The 13,536-nt window shown below is 38.0% G+C and carries 8 protein-coding genes; 7 read left to right on the forward strand and 1 reads right to left on the reverse strand.

What is annotated here, in order from left to right; genetic code table 11:
• Positions 1–356 precede the first annotated feature (356 nt).
• Positions 357–1,724 (reverse strand): D-serine ammonia-lyase, encoded by a 1,368-nt coding sequence (locus ACEN36_RS08990; RefSeq protein ID WP_407096949.1) that lies wholly within the window; start codon positions 1,722–1,724, stop codon positions 357–359.
• Positions 1,725–2,036: 312 nt separating this feature from the next.
• On the opposite strand from ACEN36_RS08990, the gene ACEN36_RS08995 reads away from it, so the two are divergent.
• The 7 genes from ACEN36_RS08995 (at position 2,037) to ACEN36_RS09025 (ending at position 12,622) form a co-directional block, all read left to right on the forward strand.
• Positions 2,037–3,731, forward strand: a complete 1,695-nt coding sequence (locus ACEN36_RS08995) for an alpha-glucosidase (RefSeq protein ID WP_407096950.1) — start codon at positions 2,037–2,039, stop codon at positions 3,729–3,731.
• Between the two features lie 23 nt (positions 3,732–3,754).
• Complete coding sequence (locus tag ACEN36_RS09000; protein WP_407096951.1) at positions 3,755–5,578, forward strand: glycoside hydrolase family 13 protein; 1,824 nt, start codon at positions 3,755–3,757, stop codon at positions 5,576–5,578.
• A gap of 259 nt (positions 5,579–5,837) precedes the next feature.
• The gene (locus ACEN36_RS09005) at positions 5,838–7,133 is read left to right on the forward strand and encodes an extracellular solute-binding protein (RefSeq protein WP_407126408.1); all 1,296 of its coding nucleotides are present in this window, start codon (positions 5,838–5,840) and stop codon (positions 7,131–7,133) included.
• A 152-nt stretch (positions 7,134–7,285) separates the two neighbouring features.
• Positions 7,286–8,560, forward strand: a complete 1,275-nt coding sequence (locus ACEN36_RS09010) for a carbohydrate ABC transporter permease (protein WP_407096958.1) — start codon at positions 7,286–7,288, stop codon at positions 8,558–8,560.
• A 3-nt stretch (positions 8,561–8,563) separates the two neighbouring features.
• Positions 8,564–9,421: a sugar ABC transporter permease gene (locus ACEN36_RS09015; RefSeq protein WP_407096953.1), complete on the forward strand. Its 858-nt coding sequence runs from the start codon at positions 8,564–8,566 to the stop codon at positions 9,419–9,421.
• 35 nt (positions 9,422–9,456) lie between these two features.
• Complete coding sequence (locus ACEN36_RS09020) at positions 9,457–10,308, forward strand: DUF1189 family protein (RefSeq protein WP_407126409.1); 852 nt, start codon at positions 9,457–9,459, stop codon at positions 10,306–10,308.
• 31 nt (positions 10,309–10,339) lie between these two features.
• On the forward strand, positions 10,340–12,622 hold the full coding sequence (locus tag ACEN36_RS09025; RefSeq protein WP_407126410.1) for a glycoside hydrolase family 65 protein: 2,283 nt from the start codon (positions 10,340–10,342) through the stop codon (positions 12,620–12,622).
• Positions 12,623–13,536 lie beyond the last annotated feature (914 nt).

Consider the following 13,536-nt stretch of genomic DNA (forward strand, 5'->3'; position numbering starts at 1 on the left):
AGACTCACTAGACTAATAATCTAAAACAACAGCGCCACTGGCTGGCTCAGGCTCATTCTTTTTCTATCTAGAAAGCGTTTAAGGATAGAATGATGAGAAGTTACCTGTTTCTTCGTTAAGAAAAGATAAACTAAAAGATTCTTTAGATATTCTTGAACCGCTTTTCTCTTTAAATGATTTATTATACTCTGCCATAAAAAAGGACCCTCGAAAATCAGATTTTACTCTAATTTTTGAGGGCCGCTATCTTTGGCTCAGTCCAATCGCTTTCCATAAGCAATCCTATGGCGGGAAAAGTTTCTTTACTAACTCTAGAGGATGAAGATCCTTCTATTTTGTATGGAGAACTAAACGCCTTATTCCGCGCTCTTTATAGTTCCTTGCAGATAGAATTCTTTGCGATCGGTTTCGGGAACCATACTTCCGCCTGTTGCCCATGCGATGTGTGTAGCTTGAGACATTTTGTTGGTTAACTGGTTTGCTGCTAGATATTCTTGGCCTTCCGGTGTAGCAAATAAGCGGGCTGCTCCTGGTATTCCGGCAACTGCCGCCGGTTCTAGAAAGATACTTTCGTTGTCCGCTAAAGAAGCTAGTAAGTGATACGTTTCCTCGTCTCGAACAGTATAAGATCCGCTAAAGAAATTTTCCATTACCTTTGCTACAAAGCCTGAAGTACGTGGAACTGCAAGGCCATCTGCACAAGTATGCCCATCAATACCAAAATCCTTCACGGAGACTCCATCGTATTGTTGAGTCACTAATCCCACTAACATAGAAGGGGTATGTGTCGGTTCTGCAAAGAAACAATGAACATAATCTCCATATACTTGTTTCAAACCAAAAGTGATTCCGCCAGGACTGCCTCCGATTCCGCATGGAAGGTACACGAATAATGGGTGGTTCTCATCAACCAAGACACCTTTATTTTCTAATTGCACTTTTAGCCGATTTCCGGCAACAGTGTAGCCTAAGAACAAGTCTATTGAGTGTTCATCATCCACAAAATAAGAAGCAGGATCTGCTTTTGATTCCGCACGACCTTGTTCCACTGCTTGTGTAAAATCTGATTCGTGTTCAATAACGGTAACGCCACGAGAGCGAAGAAAATCTTTTTTCCATTTCTTAGCTTCAACAGACATATGAACCGTCACTTCAAATCCAAGTTTGGCTCCGACTGTTCCTACGCTGATGCCTAAATTACCAGTCGTTCCTACAGCAATTTTGTGTTTAGCAAAAAAGTCTTTGAATTCATCACTAGCAAAAACAGCGTAGTCTTCCTCAAACGAGGGCAGCAAGCCGTTTTCTAAGGCAATTGTTTCAGCATGTTTCAATACTTCGTAAATAGCTCCGCGAGCTTTGATGGTTCCAGCTATAGGCAATGTATCATCTCGTTTCAACAAAAAATTTCCTTGAATCCGAGTATTAGTTTGTTTTTCCAGTATTTTTTTCATCTCTATGATAGGAGTCAACTCAGATTCGATAATACCGTTGGTTGGCTCTGTTTCAGGAAAAGCGATTTTTAAATAAGAAGCAAATCTGTCTAAACGAGCTTCTGCATCATCGATATCCTGTTTTGTGTAAACCACCTGTTTATTGGCTTCTATAAACTCTTTTTTATTGGGATTGATCCAAAAAATTTCATTTGTTTGTATGATCTCTTTCATTAAAGGTGTGGATTCGATCCATTGAGGCAATGTTTTGCCTGCAACGATTTTTTCCTTCATTTAAATACCTCCCCGAGTTGCACTATTCACTTCAAAAATACATACATAACAATAGCATAATCACAAAATAATTACTAGCAAATAAAGCGATATTCCGCGTAAAATCAACTGTTTTGTCCATTTGGTGAAATAGTAGAGACAGGTTTGGAAATCTAACTTAAAAAATAAAGGCATCCATTATAAAAAGAATAAGACGAGAAAAAAATTTGTTATCGGTAACAGTTTTTTAAGCCTTGTAAGTGCTTTCTAATTTCGTTAATCTTAAGGAGAAGAAATGCGATGATTTTTTGTACAGAAAGGGAGCAAGATTAGATGGAAGAAAAGTGGTGGCAACAAGCAATCGTGTACCAAATTTATCCAGGCAGTTTTCAAGATACAGGTAAGAATGGATTAGGCGATTTACGAGGAATCATCAATCGATTAAAATACATTCAATCATTAGGCGTGACTGTTATCTGGCTGAATCCTATATTTGAATCGCCATATGTAGACAATGGTTATGATGTATCAGACTATTATGCAATAGATCCTGTTTTTGGTACGATGGAAGAGGTAGATGAACTACTGACAGAAGCACACAAACTTGGATTGAAAGTTATTTTTGATTTGGTTCTCAATCACACCTCTGACCAGCACCCTTGGTTTCAAGAAGCGTTAAAAGGGCGAGATAACCCATACCGTGATTTTTACATTTGGAGCGATCCAAGACCAGGTGGTCAATTGCCGAATAACTGGGCTTCTTTTTTTGGAGGGTCTGTTTGGGAAAAAGAACCTATAGAAGATCAATTTTATTTTCACTTGTTTGCTAAGGAAATGCCGGATTTAAATTGGAACAATGAAGCTGTTCAGCGGGAAATTGTCAAAATAGCTGAATACTGGCTGGATAAAGGAGTAGATGGCTTTCGACTGGATGCCTTTATTCATTTAGACAAAGCAGAAGGATTTCCTGATGTTGAAGCTGAAGAAGGGGAAATTGTCTTAGCTGAAGAATATTATTCTAATTTAGAAAATGTAACAGACTATATCGCAGATGTAGCCCGTGTTTTGCGTAAGAAAAAGCCCGATATTTTTATATTGGGAGAAGCTGCTTCAGCAGATGTTGAAATGGCAAGAAGATATTCGGATCCAAAAAATGAGGCTTGTGATACGGTTGTTTCATTTCGGTTCTTTCCTATGGATGAATCGCATAAAGATCCCCGATTGCCGTTCAATATGCAAAAAGACCAATTAGATATTGCAGCGTTTAAAGAGATCATGACTGATTTTCAAAACGGACTGGAAGATATCGGCGGACCAACGTTGTACTGGAACAATCATGATATGGCTCGTATGGTTTCGCGGTTTGGAGATGTGGAAAACGGGAGAGACAATAGTGTGAAGATGCTGGCAACATTGATGTATCTCCAAAAAGGCATTCCGATTTTGTTAAATGGGGAAGAAATCGGAATGAAGGATTTAGAGCAATCTTCCCTAGATGATTTCAAATTGCCGAATGAACAATTTTTTCGTGAAAAAGCTTTGGAATTAGGGTATTCAGAGGACTTTGTTCTGCATCAGCTGAACGCTAAGAGTATCAATGCCAGCCGCGGGGTAATGCAGTGGGATACTAGTGAATATGCAGGGTTCTCTACCGTTCCACCATGGAGTGGCGTGAATATTGAACCGAGTTATACTGTAGAGATGCAAGAAAAAAATGAGTTTAGTATTTTAAATTATTATCGACAATTATTGAAATACAAAAAGACTCCTTTATTTACCAAAGGACAGTTCCGGTTGCTGGAAACGAATCATCAACTCTATTGTTATGAACGACAATTAGGAGATTTAACTGCTATAGTTTGTTGCAACTTTGATTCTCAAGAAGCAACTTTTATAGACACAAGGTTAACTAAATTTGCTTACAATGTATTGATAGCAAATGAAAACAATCGAGTTGAAACCGACAAAATTATTCTTGCTCCTCATGGAGCCATAGTTATTGTATTTGATAAAGGAACAAATGATTAAAAATTAGAAATGAGGATTTATGAATGGACACATCAGCACTTCTTCATCGACCAGATAGCGAATACGCGTATTTGTATGATGACAACCAATTTAATATTCGCTTGCGTACCAAAGCTGGCGAAGCAGAAAAAATCAGCTTGATCAGCGGAGATAATTACGCTTATAAAAGAGAAGAATGGAAAGAAAACGAACAACCAATGCAATTGATTGCACGGACAAATATTCATGATTTCTGGGGAATTGTAGCTTCTGCCCCTCATAATCGATTGTCTTATGCCTTTCATATCACAGGTAAAGACGGAATTGAAATATTGTATTCCGATAGAGGGGTGTACCCTTATGATGATTGGTACATGGAGAATATCAACAGTTTCTTCAGAATGCCGTATTTTCATGAAATCGACCGTGTTGGCACACCTAGTTGGGCTAAGAAAACGATCTGGTATCAAATTTTTCCAGAGCGTTTTGCAAATGGAGACCCTTCAAACGATCCGGAAAATGTTTTGGAATGGGGCGGGAAGAAGCGCCCTGGACGAGATGATTTTTATGGCGGAGACTTGCAAGGTGTCCTGGACCATCTGGATTATCTAGTTGATTTAGGGATCAATGGCATCTATTTTACTCCAGTCTTCAAAGCTCCATCGAATCATAAATATGATACAGTCGATTATTTTGAGGTGGATCCTCATTTTGGGGATAAGCAGCTATTTAAAACAGTTGTAGAAGAAGCACATAAACGCGGCATACGTGTAATGCTGGATGCGGTATTCAATCATATTGGGATGTCTTCTTATCAATGGCAAGATGTCTTGGACAAACAAGAAGCTTCTGAATACGTGGATTGGTTCCATATCAAAGAGTTTCCAGTGAAGTCTCTGGAAGGATTGACAGCTGATGAATTGGAATTTATGGGACCTTTGAACTACCATACGTTTGCTTTCACAGGTCATATGCCTAAATTAAACACATCGAATCCAGCTGTACAAAAGTATTTATTAAACATTGCTACTTACTGGGTACGCGAGTTTGGTATCGATGCGTGGCGTTTAGACGTAGCCAATGAAGTCGACCATCATTTCTGGAAGAGATTTAACCGAGCGGTACGCAAAGTCAATCCTGATATTTATATCTTGGGAGAGATTTGGCATTCTTCACAAAGTTGGTTGCAAGGAGACGAATTTCACGCCGTAATGAATTATGCATTTACAGAGCAAATTGAAGATTTCTTTACGAACAAATCCAGCTCAGCCGTAAAATTGGTTTCAGGTTTGAATGAGCAATTGATGCTGTACCGAAGACAAACCAATGAAGTGATGTTCAATATGCTGGATTCTCATGATACACCACGGTTATTAACCACAGCCAATGGAAACAAGCAAGTTGCAAAAGCTGAATTAACGTTTATGTTTGCGCAATCGGGATCTCCGTGTATTTATTATGGAACCGAAGTAGGGTTGGAAGGTTACAATGATCCGGATAACCGTAAATGCATGATCTGGGATGAAGAAGAGCGAGACATGGATATGTTTTACTTTATGAAAGACTTGATTGGTTTTAGAAAACAACATCAAAACTTATTGAGTTTTGGCAATACAGACTGGCATGATATCCGAGAAGGAGAGCGCGTTGTCGGATTTAAGAAGAGTTATCAAGGAACAGAATTGTATGGTTATTTTAATCAAGGGGAAGAAACGCTGACGTTGAAATACCATCAAGAGCCTGTACCTGTGTTTAGAAATTTAGCTTCTGTGCGCGCAAACACCATTCGAATTAAAAATAATGGATTTATTTTGTTTACATTAGGCGAAGAAGTAAAATTGGATGAAGAAAATTACCAAGAGTATTAATTGATGAATGAGCTGGAATCCTTAAGAGGTTATCAAGGATTCCAGCTCATTTTTAAGTGATAAACACTTTTTCGGAGTGTACCAATCAACACGAGGAATTGCTTTATATAGTAAAAGCTTGTTTGTATAGAGAATAAACTTCTATCCAATGGCTGCAGGTATTCTGTTACCGGTAACAGAAAGAAAACGTTTGCAATAAAGCGTAACATTCGTAATAATAAGAGTGTACTTAAAAAAAGGTTTAAGGAGGCAATATATTATGAACCAAAAAAGATTCAAAAAATACTTAATGGGTGTTGTTTCTGCCAGTGCATTAATCTTAGCAGCTTGTGGAGGAGGAGAACCTGCTGAAAGCACAAACGATACGGACTCATCTGAGCAAGGAGGAGCTGCAAATTTTGAAGGAACGACTTTAAAAGTTACTATTGATCCAATGTATACAGAATTTGTCAATGGCATCTCATCTGCATTTGAAGAAGAAACAGGTGCTACAATCGAAGTAGAAGAAAAAGATATGTTTGAAACGTTAGAAGCATTACCTCTAGATGGTCCAGCCGGATTATCACCTGATGTTATGCTGGCACCATATGACAGAATCGGCGGACTTGGTCAACAAGGACATTTAGCTGAATATACGTTGCCAGATGATGATCGTTATGATGAAACAGATGAGCAACAAGTGACGATGAACGATACGATCTATGGTGCACCATTTGTTATCGAATCAATGGTATTGTATTACAATACTGATTTATTAGAAACAGCTCCAACAACCTTCGAAGAATTGGAAGCGTTGACAGAAGACGAGCAATTTGCTTATGAAGGTGAAGCAGGCAAGAGTGTAGCTTTCTTGGCGAATTGGGTTGACTTCTACAACTCTTATGGTTTATTGAATGGATTTGGCGGATATGTGTTTGGTGCTGACGGTACTGATCCAACAGATATCGGATTAAATACACCTGAAGCTATCGAAGGAATCGAATACGCAACGGACTGGTTCCAAAATACATGGCCACAAGGAATGCTGGATGTAACAACTGCTGGTAACTTTATTGATGAACAATTTACAACAGGTGCTGCAGGTGCAGTCATCAATGGACCTTGGGCAGCGTCTAGTTACAATGAATCAGATGTTAACGTAGGTGTAACAGCTGTTCCTACATTGCCAAACGGAGAAGAATATCAACCGTTTGCTGGAGGTAAAGGTTGGGTCGTTAGTGAATACTCTGAAAATGCTGAATTAGGACAAGCATTCTTAGATTTCGTAACGAACGAAGAAAACATGGAAGCTTTGTACTCAGAATACACAAACGAAGTTCCGGCTAACCAAATGGTAAGACAAACGATTATTGATGCTGATGAAGATGAATTAGCAATGGCTATTGTCAACCAATACAACGTTTCTTCTCCAATGCCAAACATCCCAGAAATGGCTGAAGTTTGGGTCGGTGCTGAAACAATGATGTTTGATGCAGGATCTGGCAATAAAACAGCTGAAGAATCAGCTAATGATTCTGTAGAAGTTATCCAACAAAATATTGAACAAAAATATTAATGGATAGTTTAGCAGCCTAGATAAGAGCTTGTTTTCGGCAGAGATGATTCACTTGATCTCTGCCGATAATTTTTAAAAGGAGATGAATAATTGTGGAGACTAAAGGAAAAAACAAGAAAAAAGTACACTACTCTCCAGAAGATGAAAAACAAATCAAAACAGCAGGTGTTTTCTCAATTATTCCAGGGTTAGGGCAATTCTATAATAAACAGTATTTTAAAGGGGTCCTATTCTTTGGGTTTTTTCTGTTATTTTTAATTGAAATGATTCTATTCGGTTTTGAAGCTTTTCAAAATTTGATTACCTTGGGATCTGTACCACGAGAAGACCATTCGCTATTTTTGATGATTCAAGGGACACTGCAAATTCTACTGACCCTAATCTTTCTGGTTTTCTATACGGCTAATATCAGCGATGCCAGACGTGTCGCTAAATTGAAGATCTTGACTCCGGGAAAAGTGAATTATTCCGTAAAAGCCGTGTTGTTAAACACTTGGAACAATGGATTTGCTTACTTATTGACCATTCCGGCTTATATCTTAATGATTTTTACAATCGTCTTTCCGGTATTAGTAACGATTTTTATAGCTTTTACGAATTACGACTTTTACCATATTCCGCCTGCTACATTGATTGATTGGGTAGGATTTGAGAATTTCGCTTCCATCTTTACTTTAAGCACCTATCGGGATTCATTTGGGGCTGTATTTGGATGGACAGTAATATGGACACTCTCCGCCACTACATTGCAAATCATTATTGGTATTTTTGCAGCTATTGTTATGCACCAACCCTTTATTAAATTTAAACGGATCTTCGGTGTTATTTTGCTATTGCCATGGGCAGTTCCAGCATTTATCACGATTCTATCTTTTTCAAATATGTTCAATGACAGTGCTGGTGCCATTAACACACAAGTGATTCCATTACTGAATCATTTACCATTCATAGATATCTCAGCTATTTCGTGGAAGACAGATCCTTTCTGGACAAAATTAGCTATTATTTCCATTCAAGGATGGCTTGGATTCCCTTATATTTACGTGTTGACTTCCGGTATTTTACAATCTATCCCAGATGACTGGTATGAAGCTTCTATTATAGATGGGGCAAGTGCTATTCAAAAGTTTCGATTTATTACCTTACCGCAGATTTTTGCTGTAGCCGCACCAGTCTTTATTACTCAGTACACTTTTAACTTTAACAACTTCTCCATGATCTACCTATTCAACGAAGGGGGTCCAGGAAGTGTTGGTTCAGGTGCAGGGGCGACAGATATCTTGATTTCGTGGATCTACAAATTAACGACCGGTACTTCTCCGCAATACAATATCGCGTCAGCCATTACCTTAATCATTTCAGCGGTTGTCATCTTTGTGTCCTTATTAGTCTTTAAACGGACTCGGGCATTTGAAATGGAGGATTAAGCTATGCAAAAGACAAAAAAAGTAAGAACTCAAAAAAACAAACGTATATGGGGACAAGTTTTCACTTATCTATTTTTGATCTTTATGTCCGTAATCATTATTTATCCATTATTGATCACAGTGACATCAGCTTTCAAACCAGGCAATTTATTAGCCTTTAGACTAGACCTTAATTTTGAATGGACATTAAGCAACTTCAGTCGTTTGTTCAACGAGACCCAATATGGTCAGTGGTACATGAATACCTTGAAAGTAGCTTTGATGGCCATGCTGGTGCAAGTTGCTGCAGTGACATTGTCCGGATTTGCTTACAGCCGTTACCGCTTTATTGGACGTAAAGTAACGTTGAAATTCTTTTTGATCATCCAAATGGTACCTACAACAGCTGCTTTAACTGCTTTTTATGTTATGGCTCTACTAGTGGGTGGGTTAGACCAACATTGGTTCTTGATTCTTGTGTACATTGGAGGAGGAATTCCGATGAATACATGGTTGATGAAAGGCTACTTCGACACGGTACCGCTTGATTTAGATGAGTCCGCCCGCTTAGACGGGGCAGGCCATTTTCGTATTTTCTGGCAAATCATTATGCCTCTTGTTCGTCCAATGATAGCTGTACAAGCATTATGGGCTTTTATGAATCCATTCGGCGAATACATGCTGGCTAGATTCTTATTGCGTTCGACAGAAAATTATACCGTAGCGATTGGTTTGCAGACGTTTATCAATAATCCGCAAAATCAACAAGTGGCTCTCTTTTCAGCAGGGGCTATCTTAATCGCTGTACCAATTTCCATCTTGTTCTTCTATTTGCAAAAGAGCTTTGTTACTGGCTTGACGGCTGGAGGAACAAAAGGATAAACGAATGAAATTAAAGAAGGAAGTGAGAAGGTAAAGTGAAAACAGATGTATTTCCTTTAAATTATTTTAAAAATATATGGACATCCAAACAGATTATTCAACAAAATAATTCTTTTAACTGGTTTCAATTGATCGTTGTTCTATTATTCTTAAATGGATTAATGATTATCCCAGTAAGTTTAAACTATGCAAAAATGGAGACTTTTTCTGTCCAAAACACTTTTCCAGAAACTTTTCAAATGATAGATCAAACAGTAGTGGATAATATGAAGGAAGCTGCTTTTGCTTCAGGCGAAATGAACTTAGAAGAATCCTTTCGTATTCAAACCGATAATGGAGTGGTAGCTGCAGGTTTAACGGAACAAGAAGCAGCTCAAACGTTACAAGAAGACGGCAGTGTCTTGCTGTTTTTAAAAAATGAACTGCAGCTGCGTGAAAAGGATCAATCCGTTTCGATAGTGCCTTACACAAAAGAATTTGATTTAACAGCTGCAACAACGATAGCAGAATTTCAAGATGCTGTTTCTCAACAATGGTTTATTAAAAATCAAACGTTTGTCATTGCTGCATTTTCCGCCATTTTATTTGCATTGCTGTTGACTGAATTAAGTTTGCTGGTATTTGGGGCAGCTTTCTTCTTATATATAGCTTCGAAAAATAAGCAAACAAGTGGTCGAAAACCCTATAAGAAATCTGTTGCTACTGTGTTATATGCTGCAGGTGTGCCTTCTATAGCAGCTATGGTCGTTGGATTGATTGAATTTAATGTCATCACGATGATGACAATTCAATCTGTAGGATTGATCGGATACATCTGGTTCATTTACTATCACAACCGAATAAACGAAATCAAAGCACAAAAAGCTGTTAAAGCGCAAACAACATAAATTCATTATTAATCTAGTGGGAGAGAGATACATGAAAAGACTATTTGATATAGATCCATGGAAAGTAAAAACAACTGTTCTGGACAAACAAAACAAACGGCTGCAAGAAAGTTTGACGTCAATTGGAAATGGCTATATGGGAATGCGAGGCAACTTTGAAGAAGGTTTCTCTGGAGACACTCACATCGGAACTTATTTAGCAGGAGTCTGGTATCCGGATAAGACACGTGTCGGCTGGTGGAAAATCGGGTATCCAGAATATTTCGGGAAAGTGATCAATGCTACTAATTTCACTCCAGTAAATGTGTATATCAATGAACACAAAGTAGACTTGGCAGTTGACACAGTAAATGATTTTGAACTTTCTCTTGATATGAAGGAGGGAATTTTAAGACGCAGTTATGTATGGAGTAAAGGAGAAACCGAGGTTCGTCTTACCTTTAAACGATTTGTGAGCATCGTTCAAAAAGAGTTGGCGGTTATTGAAGTACAAGCTGAAGTGTTAAAAGGGAGGGCTTCTGTTCGCTATGTTTCATATTTAGATGGAAATGTAGAGAATGAGGACAGCAATTATGAAGAAAAATTTTGGTTGGAACGACAACGAGAAACAGGTAAACAATGTTATTTAACAACCGAAACAATTGAAAATCCATTTGGCACGGAACAATTTACGGTAACAACTATGATGCAAAATCTAGCTTCCGGGTATAGTCATCGTGAATCTCGTGACCAACATATGCTGGTCTCTGAAAATTTGACTTTTGAAGTAGCTCAAGGAGAAACGGCCACACTGACTAAATTAGTCAGTGTGGTGACCAGTCGTGATATAGAAGCAGAACAGCAAGCACATGCAGCAAAAGAGCTCATCCAGAACGCTGTAGAAAAAGGGCTGAAACAAATAGAAGCGGAACATACTGAAGCATGGAGTGAACGATGGAGCAAGTCGGATGTGCGTATTGAAGGTGATAATGAAAGCCAACAAGGTATTCGATTTAATATATTCCAATTGTTCTCCACCTATTATGGAACAGACTCGCGGTTGAATATTGGTCCAAAAGGATTTACAGGAGAAAAATATGGCGGTGCCACTTATTGGGATACAGAGGCTTTCATTCTGCCAATGTACCTATCTACATCAGATAAGGAAGTCTCAGAACAACTGCTTGAGTATCGACACAATCAACTTTCAGGAGCTTACCATAATGCTCGCCAACAAGGATTGAAAGGTGCGCTTTTTCCAATGGTCACATTTAATGGGATTGAGAGCCATAATGAATGGGAGATCACATTTGAAGAAATCCATCGGAACGGCACCATTGCTTACGCCATTTACAATTACACTAATTACACAGGTGATGACGCTTATCTGGTTCAAAAAGGGATCGATATATTAGTCGGCATTTCTCGTTTTTGGGCAGACCGTGTTCATTTTTCAAAACGACGTCAACAGTATATGATTCATGGAGTAACGGGTCCAAACGAATATGAAAATAATGTTAACAATAATTGGTACACGAATAAAATGGCAACATGGGTACTGCGCTATACTCTGGAAAGCTTATCTAAAGTGACGGAGGCTAAGCTAGCCGAATTAAAAGTCACTGAAGCCGAAAAAGCACACTGGGATGATATTATTCAACGCATGTATTATCCTTATGATGAAACATTAGGGGTTTTTGTCCAGCATGACACTTTCTTAGACAAAGATCTGCGAACGGTTGATTCTTTAACTCCTGAAGAAAGACCCATCAATCAAAACTGGTCGTGGGATAAAATATTACGATCCCCGTTCATTAAACAAGCAGATGTTCTGCAAGGGTTGTATTATTTGAATCATGAGTTTTCTATAGAAGAAAAAGAACGCAACTTTGATTTTTATGAGCCCATGACTGTCCATGAATCTTCTCTATCAGCAGCAATTCATGCTGTGTTAGCTGCTGAATTGGGAAAAACGGAAAAAGCAGTTGAACTATACGCTCGGACAGCGCGCTTAGATTTGGATAATTACAATAATGATACAGAAGATGGCTTGCACATTACTTCGATGAGTGGAGGATGGTTAGCTATTGTTCATGGATTTGCTGGAATGAGGACAGCAAATGGAGAATTAATGTTTAAACCTTTCTGTCCTAAAAACTGGGACAAGTATAGCTTTTTAGTCAAATACCGCGGCTGCTTGTTGGATATTCAAGTAGATCAAGAAAGAGTAACCGTGGTTTTGAAAGAAGGAGAACCGTTAGAATTCAGTTTATACGGAGAAAAACTTCTTTTAGATGAAAGTGTAACAGTGCCTTTAAAATTTGATGCTCACTAATCATCAATAGTTTCTACTAAATAAGAGCCGCTCTTCAATTGAGTGGCTCTTATTTGAGTTTTCTCTTGTTAAATCAATCTAGTCATAAGCTGAAAGAACGGAATCAATTGAAAAATACTTGTCCGACGATTACAGATTTATTGTGAAATCACCAGTTCCACAAAACCCGAAGAGATATGAAAGTAGGAAAGGACAACGAGTTTTTGCAAAATATTCGGATGAACAGCAGCTACTTGGAAATCATAAAAACGAACAAAGGATATGGATTAATAAAAAAGCAACGTTAAATTGTATATATATTCGGTACGTTAAGAATCTATAAAAAGGAAAAAGTTCGCTTTTTGAAAGTTTGTAAAATTTAGGAGAATAAATGGTTGACCAAAGACCCTAAACTTGATATAGTATTAAATGTCGTCAGGTTGGACTTGTAAGAGTTTACTAAACGAGTGGACAATTTTTTTGAAAATGGTTATTGACAGAATAGTTAAAATATTGTAAACTCGTAAGAGTCAGTAAGTTCACACGAACTGCTTTTCATCCAATGGATAAATATCCATTGCGAAGAAAAAATATTCAAAAACTAATTGACAAACAAGTGATAACTTGATATGATAATCAAGTCGCTGGACGAGAAGAATTGAAAAAAGTTTTGAAAAACCTTGACTTTGGAATCGTACAGTGATAGTATTAAGAAGTTGTCGCTGAGACAACGCAAATGAAATTAGACCTTTGAAAACTAAACAAAGTAAGACGAACTAAACGTGTAAGGAAGTTTTGGCAAGTGCCAAAACAAACAAATTAGTGAATAATTATTCGCTAGCAATCAATTAATGAGCTACAAGCATCATTAAAATAAGCAGGCTTCGGTCTGCAACTTTTATGAGAGTTTGATCCTGGCTCAGGACGAACGCTGG

Origin of the sequence: Desemzia sp. FAM 23989, assembly GCF_045528345.1 — a bacterium.
Lineage (GTDB): Bacteria > Bacillota > Bacilli > Lactobacillales > Carnobacteriaceae > Desemzia.